The sequence below is a fragment of the Bradyrhizobium brasilense genome, from assembly GCF_029714345.1.
GTDB classification, from domain to species: Bacteria; Pseudomonadota; Alphaproteobacteria; order Rhizobiales; family Xanthobacteraceae; genus Bradyrhizobium; species Bradyrhizobium australafricanum.
Window position 1 is genome coordinate 3,027,903 of the sequence record NZ_CP121669.1, and the last position, 26,128, is coordinate 3,054,030.

Genomic DNA, 26,128 nt, shown 5'->3' on the forward strand with positions numbered 1-26,128 from the left:
GCGAAACTCGTCCCGTCAAAGCGGCACACGCGAGGCATCGTAGGTGAACAGCCAGTCATAGCGCTCGCGCACCCGGTCCGGTTGCCATTCGCGCGAGACATAGGCATCGGCGCCTTCGGCATCGGCGAGTGCCGGATTGTGGAAGCGCCTGGCATTCTCGGCCGACTTCACCACGATCGCGTTCGTCCGCGTCAGCCGCGCGGTCTCGTACCGCCGCAGCGCTTCCTCGGGCGGGAAGCCTTCAAGGCAGCGCGCCAGCACCATGCCGTCCTCGATCGCCATGTTGGCGCCCTGGGCCAGGAACGGCAGCGTTGGATGCGCGGCGTCGCCGAGCAGGCAGGCGCGCCCGACGACGAAGCGATCGAGCGGGTCGCGGCCGAGCAGCGCCCATTTGTAGGGAATATCGAGGCTCGCGATAATGGTGTGGATCTCTGGATTCCATCCGGCAAAGGCACCGCTGCAGGCCTCGCGCGTGCCGCGTTCGGTCCACGACTCGACCGACCAGCTCTCACCCTCGAAAATACCGACGAAGTTCAACAGCTCGCCGCGGCGAACTGGATAGGTGATGACGTGGCCGCCCGGGCCGATCCAGTTGGTGCCGACGTCCCGTTGCAGGCTCGCCGGTAGCCGTTCCATTGGCACCAGGCCGCGCCAGGCGGCCACGCCCGAGAAGAACGGCTTGGTGTCGCCGCCGATCTGCCGGCGAATTTCGGAGTGCACGCCGTCGGCGCCGACCACGACGTCGCCGCGCCGACGCTCGCCATTGGCAAGGTGCAGCCAGATGCCGTCGTCGTCCTGGTCAAATCCGGTGCAGCGGCTGCCGAGATGCAGCCGCCCCGGCGCCCGAGCCGTGAATGCGTCGACCAGCACGCGGTGAAAGTCGCCGCGATGCACCATCCAGTAGGGCGCGCCATAGATCACGCGCGAGGAGGCGCCGAGGTCGAATAGTTTCCAGGTCCGCCCGGTGCTGAACAGCCTGATCTCCTTGCCCGAGGGCTCGCAGGCGATGGCCTGCATCTCCTGCTCGAGCCCGAGCGCGATCAGGACGCTGGTGCCGTTGGCGCTGAGCTGGACACCGGCGCCGAGCTCGCGCAGCTCGGACGCCTGCTCGAAGATCTCGACTTCCACGCCACGCTGCAGCAGCGACAATCCGGCGACGAGACCGCCGATCCCGGCGCCGGCAATCAGAACTTTTGGCTTGCGGTGTGTACTCACGCGAACACCGCTATCTGCGCGTGATCAGGAAGTCGTCGGTGAATTCGCCGCGCGACAGCTTGACCGGGATCTCGCCGTCGCTGCCGATCTCGACGATCTCCGAGCCGGACTTGTTATCCTCAGGGGTTAACAGCTCGATGCGCTCGGCGATCCGCTCCGCCTGCCAATCGGTCAGCTTCCAGGCAAACCGGCCGCCGAGATCGCGCATGCCGAATTCGTCGTCGGCGGGCGCCAGCACGAGCGCGTCGCGCGAGACGGCACCGGGAATCCGCTCCGCGACGGCAATGGTCTGCGGGTCTTCGGCAAAGCGCCGCAGCAGCATTGCCAGGGCGGCGAGATCGGCAGCTTCGCCGAGGAACAGGAACAGCGGATGAAAATCGCTCGGCATGTATTCAAATCGCAGCATGATCGTCGGTCCGTTGACTGGGACTACTCGCTGAGCACCTTGATGACGTCCTGGGCGTGGCACAGCTCCACCGTGCCAACGTCGGCGGGCCGGGCAGGGCACTCCAGATAGTGCACCTGCAGCCACTGGCCATCGTCCATGTTCTCCACCACTTCGGCGACGACGCCGGCCTCCAGTTTCAGCCGCGTCCCCACCTTGATCGCCGTCACGTCAATCATCGCTACCCCTGCTACGCTTGGCCCACTCGGAATTGGCCTCGTTCAGAAGAACGTGGTGAGATTCTTGGCCAGCAGGATATTCTGTTCAAGCAATATCTCGCGCCGCGCGATCTTCCAGCCAGTGTCGGTCAAGCGTAGCGCGTCGTTGCGGCGGCCGACGAAGATGTAGGTCTCGTACTCGACGCGGTTCTGGTAGACGAGGAAGCGGCTGGTGACGTCGAGCTCATGGGTTGCATCGATGTCGGGCCGCGCGGCCTTGATCTGCACATTGCTGACCATGTGCGTGATGCGCGACAGCGGCTCCTCGGCATAGTGCACGCCGGTCAGGATCTGCTCGACCCGCTTGGTCAATGTCCATTTGTCTTCGTCGAACCAGCTGATGCCTTCACCGCGTTTGGTGTTCTCGCGCGCGGCCTGCTGGCCGAACTTCACGTTGCGGCGGATCGGCATGAAATAGCTGATGTCGTCGGTGAGTAGCTCGAGCCAGTCGCGGAAGCGCCGGTCGTCGAGCAAATCGGCCTCGTGGTAGTAGAAATCCTCGACATCGGCCTTCAGCCGGTAGTAGGCCGCCGATCGCTCGATCGCAGCGTTGCCGGCGGGTTGTTGTTTGTCCTGATCCTGAACGGTCGTCGTCATCGCTATCTCCACATCAGGCATCGCAGGGTTGTCAGAGCGCCGGCTTTGGCGGGATCGGTCCGCCCTGCTGGGCGAAGCAGCCGACATCGATCACGGTGCCGGACAGCGTTTCCGCTTCCGGCGACAGCAAGAAGGCGACCACATTGGCGATGTCGTCACCGGCGGCGACGCGGCCCGCAGCGGTGCCCGGCGCGCCCTTGCCGAAACGCGCCGCATCGCCGCCGACACGGCCGAGGCTCATGCCGCTGACGATGCCGCCGCCGCCGGGGATCACGGTGTTGACGCGGATGCGCTGGTGGAAGAAGTCGTAGGCCATCGCCGCGCTCAGCGCGACAACGCCGCCCTTGCTCGCGCTGTAGACCGCCATGTTCGGCTTGCCCCAGCCGGCGCCGGAGCCGACGTTGACGATCGAGCCGCCGCCTTGCGCGATCATGTGCGGGATCGCGGCGCGGCTGGTCAGATACGGTCCCTTCAGGTTGACGGCGATGATCCGGTCGAACAGCGCCTCGTCGGTGTCGAGCACCGTGCCGAGCGGGCCGATCGCGGCGTTGTTGACGACGCCGTCGATGCGCCCGAACCGCGCCATCGCGTGGGCGACCACCTCGGCGACATCGCCGGCCTGCGACACATCGGCTTCCATCAGTTCGGCCGAGAGCCCTTCGCGATCAAGCTCCTCGCGCAGGGCCGGAATGGCGTTCTGCGCGGTACTCGAGACCTGCGCCGCCTCGAGACCGAAGGCGACCACCGCGTGGCCGCGCCGCGCAAGGCCGAGCGTGATCGCGCGGCCGATGCCGAAGGTGCCCCCGCTGACGAGGACGGTTTTTGCGGGCGCGGTCATTCTGCGGCCTGCCGGTTGCCAGCGGGTGATCCGAGCAGCTCGTGCCAGTCGCCGCCCTGCATGTAAGTGGTCCAGCGGCGATAGAAGCCGCGCGCGATCTGCTCGGTGACTTGCGTCGAGACATCGCCGCCGAGCGGATGATCGGTGACGTAGGCGCCCATCGACTGCTGATAGTTGAAGGGATAACGCCGCGCCACCGTGCCGGTGCTCGCCGCGGTGGCATAGAGCCAGTTCTCCATGTCGTCCTGCTCGGTCATGCCGGCCGGGCCGGAGTAGCGCATGTAGTAGCGGCGCAGATATTCCTTGGCTTCCTTCGGCGCGTCCTTGTCGACCAGGAAGAAGCGCCAGCCTTCGGTCGAGGTCGGGCTGTGCGGATGCCAGGCGCAAAGTCCGCGCGGCTGGCGGCCGTGATAGGAGGTGTTGGGGAAGATCGTGCCGACGAACGGCAGCAGCCGCGCCCCTTCGCCGAGCCGCCGCTTGCGCTCCTCGAAACAGTATCGGAAGTATTTTTCGAGGATCGGGTTGTCGAGGAAGGACTCGATATATTCATTGGCCTCCGGCTGGATCGCGCTGTGCACGCCATGGCCTTCCGGAAAGCTGATCCAGACGTGCTGTGCCTTCTCCAGCTCGTCGTCGCGGCGGCCCTTCTTGCCGGCGGCAGCGCTCGGCCCGATGCCGATCAGGTCGACCGAGCGATGGCTCGGGTTGTGATAGGTGTCGCCGAGGAAATTCTCGGCCGCGAATTTCCAGTTGGCGGGGAACACCCATTTGTGGACACCGATCACCTCGGAGCCGCCCTCGCGGCCGTCGCGGCAGTCGAGCGCCTGGTCGAGATGGACCTTGGCATCGCCGAGATAGGTGATGAAGTCGGGCGCGTCCTTGTCCCAGGTCGCCCAGATCGAGCCCTTGTAATTGCAGAGCTTCGCCACCGAGACCAGCGAGTTGGCGTCGCGGTCGAGCACCCCGTCGTACAGCGTCCGGTGCAGCGGAACGCCCTGCAGCTTGCCGTCGGTGGTGTAGGTCCAGCTGTGATAGGGGCAGGTGAACAGCGACGTGTTGCCCTGCTCGTAGCGGCAAACCTTCATGCCGCGGTGCCGGCACGAATTGAGGAAGACGTGAATCTCGCCCTTCTTGTCGCGGCAGAGGATCACGGATTCCTCGCCCATCCGCGAGGTGTAGAAATCGCCGGGATTGGGCACCAGGCTTTCGTGCCCGACCAGCAGCCAGGCGCGGGTGAAGACCTTGTCGAGCTCCTGCCGATAGATATCGGCGTCCACGAAGATCTCGCGGCTAATGAAGCCACCCTTGACGTCAACAAGCTGATCGAAATCGTTGCGAAGCGGCATCGGCTCCTCCTTGTCTGGCCTGCGCGATCGTCAGTCGCGGTGAATGATGGTGCGTCTACTTGTCGAGCTTGCAGCCGCCGGTTCCCTCGGGGCGGAACGCCTTGTCGCCGGGGATGGCCGCGATCTTCTGGTAGTAGTCCCAGGGATATTTGCTCTCGTCCGGCTTCTTCACGCGGTAGAGTGAGAGGTCGTAGACGACGCGGCCGTCTTTCCGGATGTGCGCGGGGCGGCCGAAGAAATCGACCGGCAGCTTGCGCATCTCGGCGTTCACCGCGTTCGCCTCGTCGCTGCCGCCGGCCTCGATCGCCTTCAGATAGTGGCGCACGGCGGCGTAGGTCGCGGCCTGCAATTTGGTCGGTTCACGCTTCTCGATCTCGATGAAGCGCTTGGCGAAGGCGCGGGTGCCGTCGTCATCATCCCAGTAGTATTGGGACGCGATGTACATGCCCTGCGCGTCGCGCAGGCCGATCGAATGGACGTCGGAGATGAAGGTCAGCATGCCGACGATGGTCTGCCCGCCCTGTTGCAGGCCGAATTCGTGGGTCTGCTTCACCGCGTTGACGGTATCGGCACCGGTGCCGGCCAGCGCCACCACCTTGGCGCCGGAGCTCTGGGCGCCAGCAAAAAGGATGAGAAGTCGGTGGTGTTGAAGGGATAGCGCACCGCGCCGATCACCTTGCCGCCGGCATCGGTGACGGCGCGCGAGGCATCCTTTACCATCGCGGTGCCGAACGAATAATCGACCGCGACAAAGAACCATTCCTTGCCGACGCGGCGGCTCAGCTCGCCGACTAGGCCGGCCGACAGTGCGTAGGTGTCGTCTGCCCAATGCGTGACGACGGGCGAGCATTTGTCGCCGGTCAAATCGGACGTCGCGGCGCCCGAGACCAGCGCGGTGCGGTTGCTCTGCGTCGCAAGGCCGGCGACCGCGAGTCCGACCGAGCTCACGGCGAGATCGGTCACCGCGTCGACATGCTCGACGTCGAACCACTGCCGCGCGATCCCGACCGCGACGTCGGGCTTGTTCTGGTGATCCGCCGAGATGATCTCGATCGGCTTGCCCAGCACCTTGTTGTGAAAATCCTCAGCGGCAAGCTTGGCCGCGGTCACCGAGCCCGGCCCGCCGAGATCGCGGCCGCTGCCGTAGTCACCCAGCACCGCAATCCGCACCACGCCGTCCGAGATGCCTGAGCCGTCGGGTGCGGCGTACGCCAGCGGCGTCGAGAGCATCAGCGTGGCGATCGCGGCGGCGGCCCATCTGCGCGAGGTGTTTGTCTCCAGCAATTCCAATCCTCCCGTCGATTTTTCGCATGTCCATCTAGTGGACATTATTCTCATAATTTGCGATACTATCCGCGCGGGCCGATTGGTCAAGCGCGCTGGATGCAGCGCGCCCCTGCCGATTTTGCGGATGTGGACGGATGGCAAAGAAACCGAAGGCGGAAGTTCTGGACGCGGAGCAGGGGGCGTCAGGCGTGCGGGCCGTCGACCGCGCCATCGCGATCCTGCAATGCTTCACGCCGGATCAGCCGGCGATGAGCGTGATCGAGATCCAGAAGCGGGTCGGGTTGAGCCGGCCGACGCTCTATCGCCTGCTGCAGACGCTGGCGCAGCGCGACCTGATCCAGGCCGAAGGCGACCCGCAGCGTTTCCGGCTGTCGCACGGCGTGATGAAGCTGGCCCATGTCTGGCTGAAGGGTCTCGAGGTGGTCGCGATCGCGCGCCCGGTCGTCGAGGGCCTGCGCGAGGCAACCGGCGAGACCGCAGCGTTGTTCCGCGAGCAGGACGATCGCGGCATCTGCATCCTCGAATGCGAGAGCCGTCACGTGCTCTCGATCAGCCGCGGCGTTGGCCACAGTCTGAGCCTGATCCAGGGATCGACCGGCAAGGCGATGCTGGCCTTCATGGACCCGAAGCGGCAGGCCGCGCTTCTTGCCAGCATAGCAAAGAGCGCGGACCGTGCGCGGCTCGAGGACGCGCTGACCTTTGCGCGGCGCAACGGCTATGCGACCAGCCATGGTGAGATCTTCGCGGGCGCAGTCGCCGTCTCCGCGCCGTGCTTCGATCACCGCGGCGAGGTGGTCGGTTCGGTCGGCCTCTACGGACCGAGCGCGCGCATCGACGAGCGGAAGCTATTGGAATATTCAAAGCTGGTGCGCGAGGCCGGCCGGCAGATCTCGGTTCTGCTGGGCTATCAGGACGGCGCGCCCATCGCGTAGGGTTTCAACACCGCATAGAGCATGTCGTGTGTCGGCGTCGGGACGCCGAGCTTGCGGCCGAGCTCCACCACCTTGCCGTTCAGCCACGGCAGTTCGAGCCGGTTGCCACGCTCGAGATCGAGCGCCATCGAGGCCTTCATCGCAGGTGGCGCGTGTCCGATGAAGTCGAGCACTTTCGTCAGCGCATCCGGCGGCAGCTTGATGCCGCTGGCGTGCGCGACGGCGATGATCTCCTCGCAAGCCGATACGAAGAGCGGGCGCAAATCGGGATCGTCGCGCAGCTTGCCGATCGGCAGCCGCGTGACCGCGGTCATGCCGGCATTGGTGGCGAGGCCGACGAACTTCATCCAGAGCTCGGTGTTGATCTGCTCGCTCAAGGTCGCGTCGAAGCCGGCCTTCAGGCAGAGATCGAGCAGCGCCTTGCCGCGCGGCGTGATGCGGCCGTCGAGCTCACCGAAGATCATGCGCATGAAGGTGCCGACCTGGTTGATGACGCCAGGCTTGATGATCGAGGCCGAGATCTGCGCCACGCCGCCCATCACGGCGTTGCGTCCCAGGATCGGGACCAGTCTGTCGGGCGCGTCGATACCGTTCTGCAGCGGGATCACCGCGGTGTCGGGGCCGACCATCGGCCTGATGTGTTGGCCGGCACTCTCGACGTCCCACAGCTTGACGCAGAACAGCACGATATCGACCGGGCCGACGCTTGCCGGATCGTCGGTCGCCTGGGTCGGGACCAGATGGGTTTCGCCGCGGCCGCCCTGAACCTTCAGCCCCTCGCTGCGCATGGCGGCCAAATGAGCGCCGCGCGCGATAAAGGTGACGTCCGCGCCGGCATGCGCGAGCGCCGCACCAAAGCCGCCCCCGACGCCTCCGGCGCCCACCACTGCGATCCGCATGATTGTCTCCTTGTCCGTCGCTTTGGCCCGCAGCCTCGACGATGTCGGCGCAATGCGCAACCCGGTTGCGCAATTGAGCAACCCTGGCCTGTCTGAAAATCGCGTGACCACAGCCTTGTTTGCTAGGCCATCTTCCTGCGTTGACTTGCCCGCCCGAACCGCTAAGCCATCTCGGAAAGTTCGGGAGGGATGCGTGGCGATGACGGAGCCGACGGCGGTCGCGCTTGACAGTGCGACGGTGGCGTTTCGGTTGGCGGATGGACGCGTCTATACCGCGGTCGAACAGGCCAATCTTTCGGTTGATCATGGCGAGTTCGTCGCCATTGTCGGACCGACTGGATGCGGGAAATCGACGCTACTTAATGTCACGGCCGGGCTGCTCAAGCCCGCGGCCGGAACGGCAAGGATCTTCGATAAGCCGCTGAGCGGCCTCAACCGTGATGCCGGCTACCTGTTCCAGGCCGATGCACTGTTCCCCTGGAAGACCGCGATCGACAATGTCGCGATCGGGCTCGAGATATCCGGCACGCCGCGCGCCGAGGCGCTCGCGCGCGCGCAGAAATGGCTGACCTCGGTCGGGCTCGGCGCCTTCGCCAATCGCTATCCGCACATGCTGTCGGGCGGCCAGCGCAAGCGCGTCGCGCTGGCGCAGGTCCTGATCCGCGATCCGAAGATCCTCCTGATGGACGAGCCGTTCGGTCCGCTGGACGCCCAGACCCGGCAGATCATGGGCAATCTGCTGCTGGAATTGTGGAGCGCTGACCGCAAGGCGGTGCTGTTCGTCACCCACGATCTCGAGGAAGCGATCGCGCTGGCCGATCGCGTCGTGATCATGTCGGCCGGTCCTTCCGCGCGCATCATCGGCGACTGGCGCATCACGCTGCCGCGGCCCCGCGACATCGCCGAGATCCGGATGGAGAAGGATTTCCATGCCCTGCACCGCGAGATATGGGGCGTGCTGAAGGACGAGGTGATGAAGGGCTATGTCCAGTCGACGCAGGCGGGAGCTGCCTGATGTCGCGCGTCGCGCTGCTGTCCTTGCAGGTTCTGGTCGCCGTCGTCACGCTGGCGCTGTGGCAGGTCTTTTCCACCGTGCCGGTGTTCGGCAAGGTGCTGCTGCCGCCGTTCTTCTTCTCCAATCCGATCGACGTCTTCAGCCAGATCGTGAAATGGTTCTCGACCGGGGTGATCTGGAAGCATCTCGCGATCACGTTGTGGGAATCCATCCTCGCCTTCGTGATCGGCTCGGCCGGCGGCATTCTGGTCGGCTTCTGGTTCGCGCGGCAGCCGCGCGTCGCCGCGGTGTTCGATCCCTATGTGAAGATGGTCAACGCGTTGCCGCGCGTGGTGTTGGCGCCGATCTTCGCGCTGTGGTTCGGGCTCGGCGTCTGGTCCAAGGTCGCGCTCGGCGTAACCCTGGTGTTCTTCATCGTGTTCTTCAACGTCTACCAGGGCGTCAAGGAAGTGCCGACCACGGTGCTCGACAATGGCCGCATGCTCGGCATGAACGAGCGGCAGCTGATGCGCCACGTCTACTGGCCGTCGGCGCTGTCCTGGATGTTCTCCTCGCTGCACACCTCGGTCGGCTTCGCGGTGGTCGGCGCGGTGGTCGGCGAATATCTCGGCTCCGCAGCCGGCCTCGGCTACCTGATCCAGCAGGCCGAGGGCGTCTTCGACGTCGCCGGCGTGTTCGCGGGCATGTTCGTGCTGTCCGCCTTCGTCATCCTGATCGACATGGGCGTGACGATGGTCGAGAATCGGCTGCTGGTTTGGCGACCGACGCCGGTGACGCGGGACTAGGGCACAAGCCTGGCGCGTCCCGAACGAAAGAGGCCGCCAGCGTTGGTGGCCTCTCCGCATTCGCGACGCGAAAGCATCAGGTCTTGTATCCTTGACTGGTGCACCACCATGAGGTGCCCCAGCTATCGTGGCCTAACTTGAGCAGGAATTCCCGGCATTCGTTGTAACTGTGGAAACGTTGGACGAGACGTGGCGCGCACGGCACCGGCGCCGGATTGGGGCAACTGCTGGTGACGGAGCAACCAGACGGGTGTGTTTCCGCGGCGGCCTGCGTGATGAGTTTGCGCTTGTTCTCAGCATTCGCAGATGCAATCGAAACGATTGCGACAGCTAGGCCTGCGACGCAAAGTGACGAGGCTTTCATGGCTTCTCCCATCCACCGTTGGCTCGGTGGTGGCGCACTATACCATAGGTCGCATCAAAGGAGCGCTTCAATTCGCGTTTCGCTACGTGAACGGCGCCGACGATCATGTCCGTTCATTTCCCGGGTGCGGTGTTCATCAACCCGCGAATCTTCTCCGCCACCTCGGGGTCGATCGGATTGTAGACGATCATGCTGAGGTCGGGTCGGCCGTCGACCGCGAACGCCGAATATTCGAACTTGACCGGGCCCAGGATCGGATGCCGGAGCTGCTTGACGCCCTCGCCGTGCGTTCGCACGTCGTTGTCGCGCCACAGCGCCGCGAATTCCGGACTGAGCCGGCAGAGCTCGTCGACGAACGGCTGCACCTCGGCTGCGGCGCCGGCACGCGCTGCGTCGACCCTGAAGGCGCCGACCACGAAGCGCGCCACGCTGGCCCAGTCATGTTGTGCGGCGCGGACGCGCGGATCGAGGAACATGAAGCGCAGCACGTTGCGCTCGCGCGGCGGCAGCGATCCGTAGTCCGTCAGCATCACGGTCGCGGCCCGGTTCCAGGCGACGATGTCCCAGGTCGCGGTGCGTATCACGGCGGGGCGCGGCTCCAGCGCGTCGAGCACGCGCTGCAGCCGGGGCGTGACGCCTTCGCTCTTCTGGTAGCGCACCTCGGGCGTGCGGCCGAGGCCGAGCAGGAACAGATGCTCGCGCTCGACATCGGTCAGCATCAGCGCACGCGCAATGCGGTCGAGCACATCGGCCGAGGGCGCGCCGCCGCGGCCCTGTTCGAGCCAGGTGTACCAGGTCGCGCTGATGTTGGCGCGCTGCGCGACCTCTTCACGGCGCAGGCCCGGCGTGCGCCGCCGCTCCGGCGGAAAGCCGAACACGGCCGGATCGAGCTTGCTGCGGCGGTCCTTCAGGTAGGCGCCGAGCAGGTTCTCTTGCGCGAGCGGTTCGCTCATCCTGTTAGCTATTATACCATGATAAGGTCACTACTTTAACAGGATAGCGCGCAGGGCCAGATTTGTCTCCAACGAAACCTGGAGACTTCCTCATGCGTGTGTTCGTCACTGGTGCCACCGGATTCATCGGCACTCCCGTCGTCAAGGACCTGATCGCCGCCGGACATCAGGTTCTTGGTGTGGCCCGTTCGGACGAGGGGGCGAACGCGATCTCTGCCATTGGCGCGGAGGTTCTTCGCGGCTCGCTCGAGGACCTTGATAGCTTACGCAAGGGGGCGAGCGCTTCGGATGCTGTCATTCACCTGGGCTTCGTTCACGACTGGTCTAATTTCGCGAAGAGTTGCGAGATCGACCGCCGCGCCATCGAAGCGCTGGGTTCTGTTCTGGCCGGATCGGACAGGCCGCTGATCGTGACCGGGGGCTTGGCGGGATTGGCCGCGCCCGGCCAGATCGCGACTGAGGACCAAACGATATCGCCGGATTTCCCATTTCCCCGTGTGTCGGAACAGACGGCCCTGTCGCTAAAGGGCGTCCGCGCGTCGGCCATGCGTCTTCCCCAGGTCCACGATCCCGTCAGGCAGGGTCTCATCACCCCCTTGATCGCGGTGTACCGCGAAAAGGGCGCGTGCGCCTATCTCGGCGATGGGCAAAATCGCTGGCCGGCGGCGCATGTTCTCGACGTGGCGCGTCTCTACCGGCTGGCCATCGAAAAGGCTGAGCCGAACGCAAGGTATCACGCCGTCGCGGAAGAGGGGGTCTCGATGCGCGATATTGCCGAAACGATCGGACGGCGGCTGAAGCTGCCGGTCAAATCCATCGCCCCGCAAGAGGCGCAGGCCTTCTTTGGCTGGCTCGGCACGTTCGCGGCATACGACATGGCGGCTTCCAGCGAGCAGACGCGCAGGAAGCTTGGATGGCAGCCGACCGGGCCGGGGTTGATTGCCGATCTCGAACAGCTGGTCGATTCCGCGCAGTAAGAAGCAGCGCAGTAGGATGCGTAGGGTGGGATAGCCGAAGGCGTAAGCCACCCTACGCATCTACGCTGCGGCTCAGAGCGGGAAGCACCGCATGTAGGCGGCGAACAATGCTTCGTCGCTGTAGCTCACCAGCTTCGCGGCAATCGCGTCGGCCAGTTCGAGGTCGCGGTTCTGCACGCGCAGCCAGGCCTGGGTATCGGCGGTGATGGTCAGAGCCGCCTCTCCGACATGCCGTCCCGGCACGACCTGGAGATCCTTGCCCTTGATCGCAACGGTCATGTCCAGCGCGCTCGTGCCGGTGAAGCGCAGATGCGTCACGAAATCCAGGCCTCGCGCCCTGCCGCGCTGGAATCCGAGCGAGAGCGAAAAGATATAGGCCTGCAGGCTGCCGGTATGGCGGCCCGAGGTGACATGCTGGACCTTCTTGTGCGGAAAGCGCCGCGTCACCGTGTCCTCGGCGTCGGTATCCGGGATCACGTAGACGAACTCGTCCTTGTCGATCAGCGGCTGCACCACATCGGAGAAGTGGGCGTCGCGATCGTGCAGGAAGGGGCCGATCACGTCTTCGCCGGCCGGGCAGGCCGAGATGCAATAGGCCGCCTTGTAGCCCGGCTTGAACGACAGCGATTGCCAGATGTTCATCGTCTCGGTGCGGGGAACGCGGGCGCGATAGTCCCTGGCGTCCTTTGCATCCGCGACCTTCTCCACCCACTGCGAGAAGTTGCCGAGAAAGTCGTGGTAGTTGTGGGTGTGGCAGGACAGGAAATCGAAGCCGCCGTCCGGCTTGATGGCGCCGACCGGGCAGGCGGCGACGCACAATTTGCACTCCAGGCACGGATTGTAGTCGATCGGGTGGTCATGCGCGTCGACCTCGCATCCGAGCAGGATGGTGCCGAGCAGGACGAAGCTGCCGAACTTCGGATGGATCACGCTGCGATGGATTCCCATGCGGCCGAGACCGGCCTCCACCGCGATCGGCTTGTGCTGGACCATCATGATCCTGGGCAGGTCCATCTCCATCGGGAACGCGGCAACCGAGTTGCAGGCCGGGATGCCGTGCTCGTCGAGCGCGCGAACGATGGCGCGCGCGGTTTCGTTGACGTGATCGTAGGTGCTGTGGAATTCCTCGTTGGCGACCGAGCGCGATGGCGAGCGCACCGGCTCGCGGTTCATGTGGCAGACGATCGCGAGCAGGGAGCGCGTCCGGCCATAGACCTTGCGAATGAAGTCCCGCTGCGGCGCGATGGCGGCCCGTTCGAACTCGATGATGCCGACATCATCGGCTCCGCATCGCCGCGCGATATCCTTGATGAGTTCCGATGAAACCGGGACGTCGCGGACCGGTTCGCTGCTGAGCGCGCGCACAGCCCTGACCGTGGGGTGATCGTCCAGGCTCATGGTTCCGGCTTTCCATAAAATGACGCTCGTAATATTATGGATGGCCGGACGTTAGGCAAGCGAATTATCCGGCAAAGAACGGTTGCAAGAATTGCAGGCCCGGCCACGCGGCCAGTGACGCCTGCGAACGCGCCATCAGCAATCCGAAGTCAGCCGCGAACCGCCGATACGCCTGTACTCCGCCAGGAATAGGTCGTTGGGCAGCTGGCCGTCGCCGTCGCGCGAATATTCCTTCCTCAGACCATTGAGAAGGAACATTGCGTGCGCGTGCTCGTGCTTGGTCTCGACGGGGCCGCGCGATTCCAGTTCGAACAGCCTGCGGACATGTCCGGCGACGGTCTCCGAGACGTTGATTTGCCCCACGACCCCGAACGCTTCCATGAACCACGCGGTGTTGACCGCATCACCCCAGATATCGAAGGTCATCCGGCGGTTGCCGACAACGCCGGAAATGACTGGTCCGGTATGGATGCCGATGCGCAATTGCAGAGCCTGTTCGCCGATCGCTTCGTGTTCCGCCCTCAAGCGACCGAGCCGGGCCCGCATCTCCAGAGCCGCCAGGCAAACGTCGATCGGGTGCCGTCGGTCGGGCGCAAGCACGCCGGCGACCGCCATGTAGGCGTCGCCCATGGTCTTGACCTTCTCCAAGCCATATCGGACGCCGATCTCGTCCAGGGCCGAGAAATACTTGTCGAGGAGATCGATGAGCCTGGCCGGCTCGGTCTGTTCGGCCAGCAGGGTAAAGCCCTGGATATCCGCAAACAGAATGGTCGCGGACCGTGTGTATTTGGGCTGAACCTTGCCGCTGCGCTTCAGCTCGTCGGCGATCGGCGTCGGCAAGACGTTGCGCAACAGCTCTTCGGCGCGCGCGCTCTCGGCCGCGGTCTCGAGTCGTGACTGCTTCAGCTCGTTGATCGATTGCTGGTATTCGATCAGCTTTCGACGAAGCTCGAGTTGTGCCAGCACTTGATGCGACAGCATTCGCAGCGCTTCCGTCTGCTCGAACGACAGGTGCCGCGGCGCGAAATCCATCACGCAAAGCGTGCCTAACGCATACCCTTCATCGGTAATGAGCGGCATGCCGCAATAGAAGCGGCATGGCGGCACCAGGGCCGTCATCGGGCTGTTGTCAAAGCGTGGATCCTGCTTCAGGTCGGGCACGACGAACAGCTCGGTGCCGCAGATCGTCGTTGTGCAGACGGCAGTTTCGCGCGGTGCGTCGGATATTTCGGCCGGCAGACCATATCTTGCCTTCAGCCAGCGCCGGTCGTCATCGATAAAACTGATGTAGGAGACCGGGCAGCTACAGATCTGGGCCGCAAGCTCGGCGATTTCATCGTAAGCCGCTTCCGGCGCGCTATCGATAATGTCGAGTGCATGCAGCGCAACCAATCGTTCGGTTTCGTTTGTGGGGGCCGTTGGCGGCATATTGGTCTCCACCGCGGAGAACCTGAGACGGACCTCCCGCCTTCCGAAAGCCAGGCGGCGCGGTCCCCATTCATTTGGGAAAGCGTTGCAGGTGCGACAAGGGCGTTCCGTTCAGGGACAAGGTTGGTTCCACGCTAACCCTGCCAGAGCGGATCACATTCCTTTGGGGGGAACGTTGCAACGACGAACGGGTTCACTTCCGCTGCAATACTTCGTGTTTCGCGTTGATCCGGAGGGAACCGCCATGAACGCTGATACAAGCCGCGATCTTTCGCAGTTGAGCCCGTTGTTCCGGACGCCGGGCACGGGACTCACGCTCGACGTGCTCGGTGTGACGCATCGCTACAAGGCGATGGCGAGCGATACCGGTCAGCAATTCTCGATCTGGGAATCGATCGTGCCGCCGGGCCGCGGGGCGCCGGCGCACACGCACACCCGTGAGGACGAAGCATTCTTTGTGTTGAGTGGCGAGGTGCTCGTTGAGGTCGAAGGCACGGACGAGCCAGTGCGTCTTGGCACCGGCGCATTTTTCTTTGCCCCACGTCATCGGCGCCACGGCTACCGCAATGTGAGCAACGATGCGGCGCGCCTGCTCGTGTTCGCGATGCCGGGCGCCGGCCTCGATCGCATGTTCGCCGCCTTCGACGAATTGGGCAAGCGGAGCGGACATAAGCCAGCTATCGAGGCCATTGCTCCAATTGCCGAGCAGTATGGTGTCGCCATTCAACCGTCGTCCGGCTAGACGGGTGAAAGCTGCCGCGATTGCCGCCCGCGGATGCTACGTGCCTTAATCAATCCAGCAGCTTGGTGTCATCCGGCGCCTGCGGCGGCGTCTTGATCGCGATCGCCTTGATGGAGCGGCCGTTCGGCTTGGTGCCGCCATGCGGCGTGCCCTTCGGGATCACGATCAGGTCGCCCGGCTTCACCGTCACCTCCTTGTCGCCGAGCCAGACCGTGCCGGTGCCTTCGAGGACGAACTGCATCTCGTTGGTGTTGGGATGCATGTGCTTCGGCACATTGCCGTCCTGGATCGAGACGGTGGCGCCGTCGGCGGAGACGAACATCTTGGAACGGAAGCCGACCTTGTTGGCGTCGCCGAGCTTGTCGCCCTCCATCTCGCCGGTGTGGATGACCTGCGCCGTGATGTTTTCGGCGGCGAGCGCCGGCCGCAGCAAATGGGTGATGCCACAGCCCGCGGCAAAGGCGGTAGCGATCGACAGCGCGGTTGCAATACGATTCATGAAGACCTCCCTTGATGTTTCCCCTGAAGTATTCTTGGTGCTTCTAGCTTTGGCGCTTCTTCTGCGTTTTCTTGTATCCGCGATGCTATGCCGCCCCCGCAGGCTTGACCAGCTGTCGGAAAGTCGCCTTCTCAAGGCCTGCCGGCTCCTCTATCTTGCCGGCCAGTCGAACGGAGGACGTCATGAACAAACTGCTTGGCAAGCTTGCCGGAATGCTGCTGGCGCTGACCCTGTCCACGGGCCTTGCCGCGGCGCAAAGCAAGATCACCATCGCGGTCGGGGGCGGCGCCTGCCTGTGCTATCTGCCCACCGTGCTGGCCAAGCAACTTGGCGAATATGACAAGGCCGGGCTTGCGGTCGAACTGGTCGACCTCAAGGGCGGCTCGGACGCGCTCAAGGCCGTGCTCGGCGGCAGCGCCGACGTCGTCTCCGGTTATTTCGACCACTGCGTCAATCTCGCGGCCAAGAAGCAGGAGCTGCAGGCCTTCGTGGTCTATGACCGCTATCCCGGCCTCGTGCTGGTGGTGTCGCCGAAGCACACCGGCGAGATCAACTCGATCAAGGATCTCGCCGGCAAGAAGGTCGGCGTCAGCGCACCGGGCTCCTCGACCGATTTCTTCTTGAAGTATCTGCTCAAGAAGAACGGCCTCGATCCGGCCGGCGCCGCCGTGATCGGCGTCGGTCTCGGCGCCACCGCGGTGGCGGCGATGGAGCAGGGCCAGATCGACGCTGCCGTGATGCTCGATCCTGCCGTTACCGTGCTGCAGGGCAGCTACAAGGACCTTAAGATCCTCAGCGACACCCGCACCCAGCACGACACGCTTGCGGTCTTCGGTGGCGAATATCCCGGCGGCGCCCTGTATTCGACCGCGGCCTGGGTCAACGGCCACGAGAAGGAGGTGCAGGCGCTGACCAATGCGATCATGGCGACGCTGGCCTGGATCCATTCGCACAGCGCCGAAGACATCATGGCCAAGATGCCGGATGAGCTCGTCGGCAAGGACAGGGCGCAGTATCTCGCCGCGCTGAAGAACACGATTCCGATGTATTCGGAAACCGGCAAGATGGACCCCAAGGGCGCGGAAGCCGTGCTCGCGGTGTTCAGCGAAGGGTCACCCGATGTCGCGAAGGCCGGCATCGACGTCACCAAGACCTACACCAACAAGTTCGTCGATCAGGCCAAGAAGACCACCGGAAGCGGAAAGTAAACGCGTACGGACATGCAGTCTCCGCTCATTTGTCGTGTCACCGCGCTCGACCTTGCCTTGCAGCGGCGCCCTTGGCTGTTCGCGGACGAACGGCGCGCCGAGATCGACGCGCATTTCGCCGAGCAGCAGCGGCTGAACCCGAACCTGTGGAACGGCCGCGTCCTGCTCGGGCGCGATCCGGTCTTCGCCGGCGAGCGGCTTAGCGCGAGCTATTTCGAGACCGATTTCGCGAGCTTCCTCGCCTGGCGCGACTGGGGTTTTCCGGACAGCGAGGTATTCAACGGTTTCGGCATGGGCGCGCTGCTCGCCAGCGACGGTGCCTTCGTGTGCGGGGTGATGGGCGAGCAGACCGCGAATGCCGGACGCATCTATTTCCCGTCAGGGACGCCCGACCTCGACGATATCAGGGGCGACACGGTGGATATCGCCGGCAGCGTGATGCGCGAACTCGAGGAGGAGACGGGACTGTTGCCGTCGGATTGCCGCGGCGACGCCGACTGGCACTGCATCTACACCGGGCCTGCGCTTGCGATGATGCAGATCCTGCGCGTCGATATGCCTGGTGACGCGCTGCAAGCGCGGATCGAGGCCAATCTCGCGCGCCAGGCAAATCCCGAGCTTGCCGGCATCCATCTGGTGCGCAGCCGCGCCGATCTCACTCCCGCAATGCCGCGCTTCGTCACCGCATTCATCGAGACGCAGCTGCCGGCCTAGGCAAAGGAATGCGCAATGACCGAGCAAGGCACCGCTGCCGCTGCGTCGACACCGGCAATCGCCGACGGCCCTAAAACGATCAAGGTCATCATTTCGGGTGGATTCGCCGCGGTCTACCGCGACGTGCTGCCTGAATTCGAGCGAAGCACGGGCATCAGGGTGCAGACCGGATCGGGCGCGTCGGAGGGCACCGGTCCGAAGACGATCAGGCACCAGCTTGCGAACGGCACCAAAGCGGACGTGGTTATCCTTTCGCGTGAGGGACTTCGAAGTCTGATCGAAGATGGCCGAATTCGTGTGGGATCGGAAGCCGGACTGGCGACGGCACCTTTGGCCGCGGCGGTTCGGGCGGGCTCTTCCAGGCCAGACATCGGCGATGATGTCGCGCTCAGACAGGCTTTGATCGACGCCGGCGAGGTGGTGGCGCCGAGCAGCACGAGCGGACAGTACGTCCGCGACAAGGTCTTCCCCAGGTTGAACTTGCCGGACACGGTCAGGCTCACCCTCGAGACACGCGGAACCGAGGCGGCCGAAGCGCTGAGAGCAGGCAAGGCAAATCTCTCGATCGGCCCGACCAGCGAACTGGTTCAGGAGAACGGCATCGAAGTTGTCGGCCTGCTGCCGCCAGATCTCCAACTGGTCCAGACCTTCACGGCCGCGATCGTCAGCGACGCACAAGCGCCGGAAGCAGCCAAGCGCCTGATCGATTTTCTTGTCTCGGACAGCGATATTTTGCTCACGGCAATCAAACGGGCCGGCATGGAACGGCCCCGCGGATAAATTGCCGCCGCCAAGCGCACGCCCGAGCGCCGCGCGTCGGCACCGTTTCGCCGAAACTTTGCGCAAGCCTGCGCGGTGCGGACGCAGCCATCGCGCTTGACATCATCGGCCGCTCCCTCTGTGATAGGGGGCGGCACGACAACAAAAAATGCAGTGCACAATCTCTGGGGAGGGATTCATGCCGGTCAGGAGGGCTGCCCGCTGGCTTGCGGGTCTATCTGTCGCGCTTGCGGCGCTTGGTGTGGCCAATGCAGCGCATGCGCAGGACAAGAAGATCAAGATCGGCGTGATCTTCGATTTGACCGGCCCGCTGGCCGGCGGCGGCTCCGAGCTGCAATACACCGGCGTCAAGATCATGCTCGACCATTACGCCAAGACCGGCGTCGAGGGTTACAAGGTCGAGGCCGTCTATGCCGACGCGCAGAGCAAGCCCGACATCGCGATCAACGAGGCCGTCCGGCTGCTCGAGCAGGAAAAGGTCGACATGGTGATGGGCTTCTTCTCCTCGGCGCAATGCGTGCCGGTGTCGGCGCGGGTCGAGCAGATGAAGAAGTTCATGTGGATCACGACCTGCATTTCCTCCGGCGTGTTCGACGGCAAGAACTACAGATACGTGTTCCGTCCGCAGGCCGCCGGCAACCAGTACGGCATGATGACGACCGACTTCATCGCGCAATACTCCATGTCCAAGTTCGGCAAGGAGCCGAAGGACCTCCGCGTCGCAATCATCCATGAGGACGGCGCCTATGGCGTCGACGTCTCCAAGGGCAATGAGGCCGGCGCCAAGAAGGCCGGCTTCAACATCGTTCTCAAGGAGGGCTATTCGGCGACCGCGCCCGATCTGTCGGCGCTGGTGACCAAGCTGAAGCGCGCCAAGCCCGACGTGATCTTCCACACCGGCTACAATCCGGACATTACCCTGCTGTTCCGCCAGGCCCGCGAGCAGGGATTGAAGTTCGGCGCCATCGTCGGCCATGGCGCGGGCTACGGCGTCTACGAGAAGCTGAAGGAAGGGCTCGGCACCGACGCCAACTATCTCTTCAACACCGACCCGATCTCGATCTGGCTTGCCAACCAGAAGAACATGGACCCCAAGCTGCCGCCGGTCATCAAGATGGTCGGCGAGGAGTTTGACCGGCTGAAGCCCGGCGTGCCGATCCGTTCCGCACACGTCGGCATCGGCGCGGCCAATGCCTATGTCTTCCTCGACGACGTCTTGCCGCGCGCGATCAAGAAGTATGGCGGCGTCGATCCGGATGCGCTGCGCAAGGCCGCGCTCGACACCGACATACCCGAGGGCGGCACCATGCTCGGCTATGGCGTGAAGTTCTATGGCGAGGGAGAGCAGTATGCCGGGCAGAACGCGCGCTCGTTCCCGGTGGTGCTGCAATATATCGACGACAAATCCTATGTGGTGTGGCCGAAGAGCCAGATGCAGCGCGAGACCGAGCTGCCGCTGCCGGCCGGCACCACCTACAGCTACAAATAGCTCGCTCGCGAAGGGAACTGCCGTGCTCGCCGTCGAAGGCCTGGTCAAGCGGTTTGGCGGCTTTCGTGCCGTCAACAACGTGTCGTTCCGCGTCGAGCAGGGCGAGATCCTCGGCCTGATCGGCCCGAACGGCTCGGGCAAGAGCACGATCTTCAACATGCTCTCGGGCACCTTGCCGCCGACCTCCGGCTCGATCCTGTTTGACGGCCACGAGATCGCGGGGCTCGCCCCGCACCGGATCATCAACCGTGGCATCGGCCGAACCTTCCAGATCCCGCGACCGTTCCATCGCCTCAGCATCTTCGAGAACGTCGTGCTCGCCGGCTTCTACGGCCAGGGCCGCCACAGCCGCGGCAAGGCCGAGGAGGCGGCCGAGCGGGCGCTCGCGATGGTCGGGCTGCCGACCGATCGTCACGCCAGCGTCGAGGGCCTGGGCGCCGCCGGGTTGAAGAAGCTCGAGCTCGCCAAGGCGCTCGCCACCGGCCCGAAGCTGTTGCTCGCGGATGAGAGCCTTGGCGGCCTTGACGAGGCCGAGATGGACCAGGCCGCCGACATGCTGCGCCGGATCCGCGACGAACTCGGCATCACCATCATCTGGGTCGAGCACATCATGGGCGTATTGATGCGCGTGGTCGATCGCGTGATGGTGCTCGATCACGGCGAGAAGATCGCCGAGGGCCTGCCGGCCGATGTCGCCGGCGACGCAAGAGTGATCGAGGTCTATCTCGGCACCGATGCGGATGCGAGCCTCGCAGCGGCGGCCGCAGCCCAGGCGCGGCGCCGGATCGGGGCGTGAGCGCATGCTGGAATTGAGATCGATCGACGCGGGCTATGGCAGCTTCCAGGCGCTGTTCGACGTCAGTCTCGACGTCAAGGCGGGCGAAGCGGTCGGCGTGATCGGCCCGAACGGCGCCGGCAAGACCACCCTGATGCGGGTGATCTCAGGGTTGATCCGCCCGATCAGGGGCACGATCGCGATGGAAGGCGTGAACGTCATCGCGACGCCCCCGCATCGCATCGTCAGCCTCGGAATCGCGCATGTGCCGGAAAATCGCCGGCTGTTTCCCCGGCTCACCGTCGCCGACAACCTGAAGATGGGCGCCTACATGCCCGGTGCCCGCGCGCATTACGCCGAGCGGTTGGAGTTCGTGTTCGAGCTGTTTCCGCGCATGAAGGAGCGCCAGCACCAGATGGCCGGCACGATGTCGGGCGGCGAGCAGCAGATGTGCGCGATCGGCCGTGCGCTGATGTCGAACCCGAAACTGCTGCTGCTCGACGAGCCGTCGGCCGGCCTCGCGCCGGTCGTGGTGCAGCAGGTGTTCGAGCTGGTCAAGCGCATCCGCTCAAGCGGGCTGACGGTCCTGATCGTCGAGCAGAACGTGCAGCAGGTGCTGCGCGTGGTCGACCGCGCCTATCTGCTGGAAGCCGGCAGCATCCGCGCCGCCGGGTCAGCGGCGGAGCTCGCGGCCAGCGACACCATCAAGCAGGCGTATTTGGGGGTGTGAGGGGGTAATGATCGTGAATCGAGCAAGCGCACTCACATATTTCCCCGTCATCCCCGGACGAACGCGTTTGCGTTCGCTCGGGAGGTGCGCGCTCTTGCGCGCCTCGAAGGATGAATCGGCCACAGACGGGCCGTGCATCCCTCGAGGCGCGCTCCGCTCGCACCTCAGGATGACGGTTGCGCTAGTTCGAGTTCGGCCAGATGACGACGCCTCGGTCTAAGGCAGAGCCACCATGCAATCCTTCCTCGACGTCTTCGACATCTACCTGCTGGAGGCCGTCATCAACGGCATCCTGCTCGGCGGCGTGCTGGCGCTGCTTGCGCTCGGGCTCAATTTGATCTTCGGTGTCATCGACGTCACCTGGATCTGCTACGCCGAGCTCGTCATGATCGGCATGTACGGCATGTACTATCTCGTGCAGTATTACGGCCTGCCATACTGGGCTGCGGCGCCGCTGGTGATCCTGCTGGTGGCGCTGCTTGGCGCCGCACTGCATTTCTTCGTGATCGCGCCGCTGCTGACCGCGCCGCCGATCAACCAGCTGCTCGCCACCGGCGGCGTGCTGTTCATCCTGCAGAGCTTTGCCACCGTCGCCTTCGGCATCGACTTCCGCAATCTCGGCATCCGCCTGCCGGTGCTCGCGCTCGGCGAGATGAATTTCAGCTACGCGCGGTTGCTGTCGTTCGCTGCCGCGCTGCTCGGCATGATCGGCGTCTATCTGTTCCTGACCCGCACCTTCACCGGCACCGCGATCCGTGCCATCGCGCAGGACCGCCAGATCATGCCGCTGATGGGCGTCGACCCCAAGCGCATCTATCTCGTCACCTCGGCGATCGGCGGCGGGCTTGCCGGCCTCGCCGCCTGCCTCCTGGTGCTGCAGTATGACGTGCATCCGTTCGTCGGCCTGTCGTTCGGGCCGATCACCTTCCTGATCTGCGTGCTCGGCGGGCTCGGCAATTTCATCGGCGGCTTCATCGCGGCCTTCGTGTTCGCCGAGATCATCTCGCTCGGCGGCCTGTTCTCCGATCTCGAATGGGGTTACGTGCTGGCCTTTGCCTTCTTCATCGTCATGATGTTCATCCGGCCCGCGGGCCTCCTGGCGAGGCGCTCGTGAACAGGCAAGCCCCCGGCTGGATCATCGCGCTGATCGCGCTCGTCGCGGTGCCCTTCGTGCATCGCGATCCCTATCATCTGCACGTGCTGGTGCTGATCCTGATCTGGTCGTTCGCCTACACCTCGTGGTCGATCATGGGGCGCTTCGGCCTGGTCTCGCTCGGCCATGGCGGCTTCATGGGCATCGGCGCCTATGTCACCGCGCTGCTGTGGAACCATCTCGGCGTGTCGCCTTGGATCGGCATTCCCGTCAGCATGGCGACCGCCGGCGTGCTCGCGCTCGTCGTCGCCTATCCCTGCTTCCGCTTCCGCATCACCGGGCATTATTTCGTGCTGGTGACGCTGGCGCTGTCGGGCATCGTGCTGCAGGTCATCACCGCGACCCGCGACTATACCGGCGGCTCGCTCGGCTACACCCCGCAGCGCGCCCCGAGCGGCAAGGGGCTGCTCGCGCTGCAATTCGACGACAAGACCACCTGGTATCTGATCGCGCTCGCGGTCTGGCTCGCCGGCCTCGTGATCTGGCGCGCGATCGATCGCAGCATGATCCGCCATGCCATGGAGGCGATCTCGGAAGACGAGGATGCCGCCGCCGCCGCGGGCGTCAACGTCACCGCCGAGAAGCTCAAGATCACCCTGATCAGCGCGCTGATGACCGCGCTGTCGGGCGCGCTCTACTGCCAGTACCAGATGTTCATCTCGCCCGACACGGTGAGCGGCATCGCGGTCTCCCTGCAGATGGTGTTCGCGGCGATCGTGGGCGGCGTCTATGTCGCGCTGGGACCGACGGTCGGCGCCGTCATCACCATCGTGCTGGCCGAGGTGTTGCGCATCTCTTTCGGCACCAAGGCGGTCGGCTGGGACAATCTGGTCTATGGCGTACTGCTGGTGTTGTTCATCATCTTCCTGCCCAAGGGCATTCTTGGTAGCGTGATCGACCGGATCAAATCGCCACGCAAGCCGTCGAGAAGCCATGAGCAACAAACCGTCCCCATCGCTCGCCGATGAACTGAAGCCTTTCGTCGCGCCGTTCCGCTTCGACGGGTCGGGCGAATTTCACCTCAAATCGTATCCGACCGCCGAGAAGGGCGGCATCGACAAGGACGCCGGCGGCAAGATCATCGAGGCCAACCGCAAGCGGCTCAACGACTTCCAGGAGAAGCTCTACGCCCAGGACCGCTGGTCGCTGCTGCTGATCTTCCAGGGCATGGATGCCGCCGGCAAGGATTCCGCGATCAAGAGCGTGTTCGAGGGCGTCAATCCGCAGGGCTGCGAGGTTTCCTCCTTCAAGCAGCCTTCGACCAGGGAGCTCGACCACGACTTCATGTGGCGCGCGATGATCGCGCTGCCGGAGCGCGGCCGCATCGGCATCTTCAACCGCTCCTATTACGAGGAGTGCCTGGTGGTGCGGGTGCATCCGGAAGTGCTCGACAAGCAGAAGATCCCGAAGAAGCTGGTGACCAAGAACATCTGGCGCGAACGCTTCGAGGACATTGCGTCGATCGAGCGCTATCTGTCGCGCAACGGCACCGTGATCCTGAAATTCTTCCTCAACGTCTCCAAGGAGGAGCAGCGCCAGCGTTTCCTCGACCGGCTCGAGGAGCCGGCCAAGAACTGGAAGTTCTCGATGGCCGACGTCGCCGAGCGCAAGCTGTGGGCCAAATATCAGGCCGCCTATCAGGACATGATCCATCACACCGCAACCAAAGAGGCGCCCTGGCACATCGTGCCCGCCGACCACAAATGGTTCGCCCGCGTCGTGATCGGCTCGACCATCGTCAACGCCCTCGACGGGCTCGACCTGAAATTCCCCGAAGTCGACAAGGCCGACTTGAGCGAATTCAAGCGCGTCCGCGCGGCGCTGGAGGCGGAAGGCAAGGGCGGGGCGGGCGAGAAGACGTCTGCAAAGAAGTAGGCGCCGCGTCCCATGTTTGTCGCATGCGGATATTCCCAGCGCGTACCGGCCGCTCGCAAGGCAATCTTAATGAATTGACGCAACATGGGGCATGGCAACCACAGATTTAGCGATAGGCAGTCACAACCCGAACGATGACGCACTGAGGGGCGTGCTATGGGCGCCTGTCCTGCTGTTCCTGGCTGGTTGCTTTGCTGCCTTCCATTGGTCCGGATTCCGGCACGTCGATGTCAATTGGGCCGGCTATGGCGGGATGGCAGCGATCTTGCTCAGCGCCTACCTCGTGACAAAGGGACTGCGAATCCAATTCGTCCAATTGTTCATAAACTGCTGGTCGCAGAATCTGGTGGTTGCGATCGCCGCGACGATGTTGACCTATGCCGCCGCGACAGTCGGCCGTCCCTTGATCGACGACCAATTGCTGCGTGCTGATCAGCTGATCGGATATGATTGGAGAGCTTATGCGGGGTTCTTCGCGGGCTCGGACACGATGGTCCGCATCGTGAGCGAATTCTATAACTCGATTTTTTATCTGCCCAATGTTGTGATCCTGGCGCTGGCCATCAAGAAGGATGTCAAGACGCTTGAGAAATTCATCCTGGCGGCGATCATATCACTGCTGCTGACGATTGGGATTTTTGCCCTGGTTCCGGCCACCACGGCGTGGACCCATCTGCATCTCAGCGATACCGAGATATCCTCGTTCCGGAATTTGCCGCTGTCGTCCGACGGCTGGATCGATGAGCTGATCCGGATTCGCGAAGGAAGCCTCAGAAGCCTGCGCAATTTCCAGGGCAAGGGACTGATCGCGTTTCCTAGCTTCCATTGCGCGGCAGCCCTGATCCTGATCTGGGCAAGCTGGAACATCCGCTTGCTGCGCATCCCGATGACGCTCGTCAATCTGGGCATGATCCTGGCAACGCCGATCGTCGGCGGTCACTACGTCGCGGACCTGATCGGCGGTCTGGTGATCACGATCGTGTCCGTGATCCTCGCTGGTTGGCTTCACACCTGGATGCTGCGGCACGTGGTTGTGGTCCGGCGAGGAGCATGGGCGATGATACCCGCGGTGCAACGAGCTGCGCCCCGGGCGGAAGTCAGGTGAGGGCGATCGCGCCCAAGCCATGCGGCAACGATAGGTCAACCCAACTGACCATCTTTACCCATTGCGGCAGCTTGCCATAATCGTCTAGAACGACGGCGCACAGCGCGTGCCGGCAACCAACCGTCAATGGTTTTGCCCGAGAATTTTGGCGCTCAACAGGGTCTGGCAATGCTGATTCGCGGCCAAATTGATGGGATTTCGGGGGAGGTGGCCCAGGCTACCGCCACGATCCCTGCCGCAGCGCCCACCCTGCTTATTGGCGGCCTTCTTCTTACCTGCCCCTGAGGGCCGGCTGGGCGTTTGCGCCTGGGCACTCAGGGGTTTGTACGAGATCACCGAACCCTGATATCGCCCAGGTAAT

The 26,128-nt window shown here is 64.1% G+C and carries 26 protein-coding genes and 1 pseudogene; 15 read left to right on the top strand and 12 right to left on the bottom strand.

Features of this window, described 5'->3' with window-relative positions; genetic code table 11:
- Positions 1–15: 15 nt before the first annotated feature.
- From QA635_RS13960 to QA635_RS41770, 7 genes and pseudogenes are all read right to left on the bottom strand, one after another.
- Positions 16–1,215, bottom strand: a complete 1,200-nt coding sequence (locus tag QA635_RS13960) for an FAD-dependent monooxygenase (protein ID WP_283069725.1) — start codon at positions 1,213–1,215, stop codon at positions 16–18.
- A gap of 10 nt (positions 1,216–1,225) precedes the next feature.
- A complete protein-coding gene (locus QA635_RS13965) occupies positions 1,226–1,621 on the bottom strand; it encodes a hypothetical protein (protein ID WP_283069726.1) in 396 nt (131 codons plus the stop codon).
- A gap of 23 nt (positions 1,622–1,644) precedes the next feature.
- On the bottom strand, positions 1,645–1,839 hold the full coding sequence (locus tag QA635_RS13970) for a hypothetical protein (RefSeq protein ID WP_283069728.1): 195 nt from the start codon (positions 1,837–1,839) through the stop codon (positions 1,645–1,647).
- 42 nt (positions 1,840–1,881) lie between these two features.
- Complete coding sequence (locus tag QA635_RS13975) at positions 1,882–2,475, bottom strand: 3-phenylpropionate/cinnamic acid dioxygenase subunit beta (RefSeq protein WP_283069730.1); 594 nt, start codon at positions 2,473–2,475, stop codon at positions 1,882–1,884.
- 31 nt (positions 2,476–2,506) lie between these two features.
- Positions 2,507–3,313 carry an SDR family NAD(P)-dependent oxidoreductase gene (locus QA635_RS13980; protein ID WP_283069732.1) on the bottom strand — a complete coding sequence of 269 codons (807 nt, stop codon included), beginning with the start codon at positions 3,311–3,313 and terminating at the stop codon, positions 2,507–2,509.
- Entirely contained in the window at positions 3,310–4,659 is a 1,350-nt protein-coding gene (locus QA635_RS13985; protein WP_283069733.1) for an aromatic ring-hydroxylating oxygenase subunit alpha, read from the bottom strand. Before QA635_RS13985 ends, QA635_RS13980 begins: the two co-directional genes overlap by 4 nt.
- A gap of 55 nt (positions 4,660–4,714) precedes the next feature.
- A pseudogene (locus QA635_RS41770) lies at positions 4,715–5,949 on the bottom strand (ABC transporter substrate-binding protein).
- 131 nt (positions 5,950–6,080) lie between these two features.
- Here QA635_RS41770 and QA635_RS14000 point away from each other — a divergent pair.
- Complete coding sequence (locus QA635_RS14000; RefSeq protein ID WP_057015063.1) at positions 6,081–6,878, top strand: IclR family transcriptional regulator; 798 nt, start codon at positions 6,081–6,083, stop codon at positions 6,876–6,878.
- Here the strand turns inward: QA635_RS14000 and QA635_RS14005 are convergent.
- A complete protein-coding gene (locus QA635_RS14005) occupies positions 6,854–7,777 on the bottom strand; it encodes a ketopantoate reductase family protein (protein WP_253607615.1) in 924 nt (307 codons plus the stop codon). The two genes, QA635_RS14000 and QA635_RS14005, sit on opposite strands and share 25 nt — an antisense overlap.
- 199 nt (positions 7,778–7,976) lie before the next feature.
- Here QA635_RS14005 and QA635_RS14010 point away from each other — a divergent pair, with 199 nt between their 5' ends.
- Together QA635_RS14010 and QA635_RS14015 are read left to right on the top strand one after the other, a co-directional pair.
- A complete protein-coding gene (locus tag QA635_RS14010) occupies positions 7,977–8,792 on the top strand; it encodes an ABC transporter ATP-binding protein (protein ID WP_225162586.1) in 816 nt (271 codons plus the stop codon).
- The gene (locus tag QA635_RS14015) at positions 8,792–9,577 is read left to right on the top strand and encodes an ABC transporter permease (protein WP_283069739.1); all 786 of its coding nucleotides are present in this window, start codon (positions 8,792–8,794) and stop codon (positions 9,575–9,577) included. Before QA635_RS14010 ends, QA635_RS14015 begins: the two co-directional genes overlap by 1 nt.
- A gap of 477 nt (positions 9,578–10,054) precedes the next feature.
- Here QA635_RS14015 and QA635_RS14020 read toward each other — a convergent pair whose 3' ends face one another.
- The gene (locus tag QA635_RS14020) at positions 10,055–10,894 is read right to left on the bottom strand and encodes a helix-turn-helix transcriptional regulator (protein WP_253607618.1); all 840 of its coding nucleotides are present in this window, start codon (positions 10,892–10,894) and stop codon (positions 10,055–10,057) included.
- A gap of 92 nt (positions 10,895–10,986) precedes the next feature.
- Between QA635_RS14020 and QA635_RS14025 the strand changes: the two genes are divergently transcribed.
- A complete protein-coding gene (locus QA635_RS14025) occupies positions 10,987–11,871 on the top strand; it encodes an SDR family oxidoreductase (protein WP_283069740.1) in 885 nt (294 codons plus the stop codon).
- Positions 11,872–11,943: 72 nt separating this feature from the next.
- On the opposite strand, the gene QA635_RS14030 is transcribed toward QA635_RS14025, so the two are convergent.
- Both QA635_RS14030 and QA635_RS14035 read right to left on the bottom strand, forming a co-directional pair.
- Entirely contained in the window at positions 11,944–13,269 is a 1,326-nt protein-coding gene (locus QA635_RS14030; protein ID WP_283069741.1) for a 4Fe-4S binding protein, read from the bottom strand.
- 135 nt (positions 13,270–13,404) lie between these two features.
- The gene (locus QA635_RS14035; protein ID WP_283069742.1) at positions 13,405–14,697 is read right to left on the bottom strand and encodes an adenylate/guanylate cyclase domain-containing protein; all 1,293 of its coding nucleotides are present in this window, start codon (positions 14,695–14,697) and stop codon (positions 13,405–13,407) included.
- Positions 14,698–14,941: 244 nt separating this feature from the next.
- Here QA635_RS14035 and QA635_RS14040 point away from each other — a divergent pair, with 244 nt between their 5' ends.
- Positions 14,942–15,439: a cupin domain-containing protein gene (locus QA635_RS14040; RefSeq protein WP_283069744.1), complete on the top strand. Its 498-nt coding sequence runs from the start codon at positions 14,942–14,944 to the stop codon at positions 15,437–15,439.
- A 49-nt stretch (positions 15,440–15,488) separates the two neighbouring features.
- Here QA635_RS14040 and QA635_RS14045 read toward each other — a convergent pair whose 3' ends face one another.
- A complete protein-coding gene (locus tag QA635_RS14045; protein WP_283069745.1) occupies positions 15,489–15,938 on the bottom strand; it encodes a cupin domain-containing protein in 450 nt (149 codons plus the stop codon).
- A gap of 182 nt (positions 15,939–16,120) precedes the next feature.
- On the opposite strand from QA635_RS14045, the gene QA635_RS14050 reads away from it, so the two are divergent.
- From QA635_RS14050 to QA635_RS14095, 10 genes are all read left to right on the top strand, one after another.
- Entirely contained in the window at positions 16,121–17,146 is a 1,026-nt protein-coding gene (locus QA635_RS14050; protein WP_283069747.1) for an ABC transporter substrate-binding protein, read from the top strand.
- Between the two features lie 12 nt (positions 17,147–17,158).
- Positions 17,159–17,860 carry an NUDIX hydrolase gene (locus tag QA635_RS14055; protein WP_283069748.1) on the top strand — a complete coding sequence of 234 codons (702 nt, stop codon included), beginning with the start codon at positions 17,159–17,161 and terminating at the stop codon, positions 17,858–17,860.
- A gap of 15 nt (positions 17,861–17,875) precedes the next feature.
- Positions 17,876–18,640, top strand: coding sequence for a substrate-binding domain-containing protein (locus QA635_RS14060; protein WP_283069749.1), 765 nt, complete (start codon positions 17,876–17,878; stop codon positions 18,638–18,640).
- A gap of 178 nt (positions 18,641–18,818) precedes the next feature.
- Positions 18,819–20,129 (top strand): ABC transporter substrate-binding protein, encoded by a 1,311-nt coding sequence (locus tag QA635_RS14065; protein ID WP_283069751.1) that lies wholly within the window; start codon positions 18,819–18,821, stop codon positions 20,127–20,129.
- 22 nt (positions 20,130–20,151) lie between these two features.
- A complete protein-coding gene (locus tag QA635_RS14070; RefSeq protein WP_050385458.1) occupies positions 20,152–20,925 on the top strand; it encodes an ABC transporter ATP-binding protein in 774 nt (257 codons plus the stop codon).
- 4 nt (positions 20,926–20,929) lie between these two features.
- The gene (locus QA635_RS14075; RefSeq protein WP_057015112.1) at positions 20,930–21,634 is read left to right on the top strand and encodes an ABC transporter ATP-binding protein; all 705 of its coding nucleotides are present in this window, start codon (positions 20,930–20,932) and stop codon (positions 21,632–21,634) included.
- A gap of 232 nt (positions 21,635–21,866) precedes the next feature.
- Positions 21,867–22,748 (top strand): branched-chain amino acid ABC transporter permease, encoded by an 882-nt coding sequence (locus QA635_RS14080; RefSeq protein WP_283069752.1) that lies wholly within the window; start codon positions 21,867–21,869, stop codon positions 22,746–22,748.
- Positions 22,745–23,755 carry a branched-chain amino acid ABC transporter permease gene (locus tag QA635_RS14085; RefSeq protein ID WP_283069754.1) on the top strand — a complete coding sequence of 337 codons (1,011 nt, stop codon included), beginning with the start codon at positions 22,745–22,747 and terminating at the stop codon, positions 23,753–23,755. The genes QA635_RS14080 and QA635_RS14085 overlap by 4 nt, the downstream gene beginning before the upstream one ends.
- The gene (locus QA635_RS14090; RefSeq protein ID WP_057015076.1) at positions 23,721–24,662 is read left to right on the top strand and encodes a polyphosphate kinase 2 family protein; all 942 of its coding nucleotides are present in this window, start codon (positions 23,721–23,723) and stop codon (positions 24,660–24,662) included. Before QA635_RS14085 ends, QA635_RS14090 begins: the two co-directional genes overlap by 35 nt.
- A 91-nt stretch (positions 24,663–24,753) precedes the next feature.
- Positions 24,754–25,767 (top strand): phosphatase PAP2 family protein, encoded by a 1,014-nt coding sequence (locus QA635_RS14095; RefSeq protein ID WP_283069757.1) that lies wholly within the window; start codon positions 24,754–24,756, stop codon positions 25,765–25,767.
- The last annotated feature ends 361 nt before the right edge of the window (positions 25,768–26,128 follow it).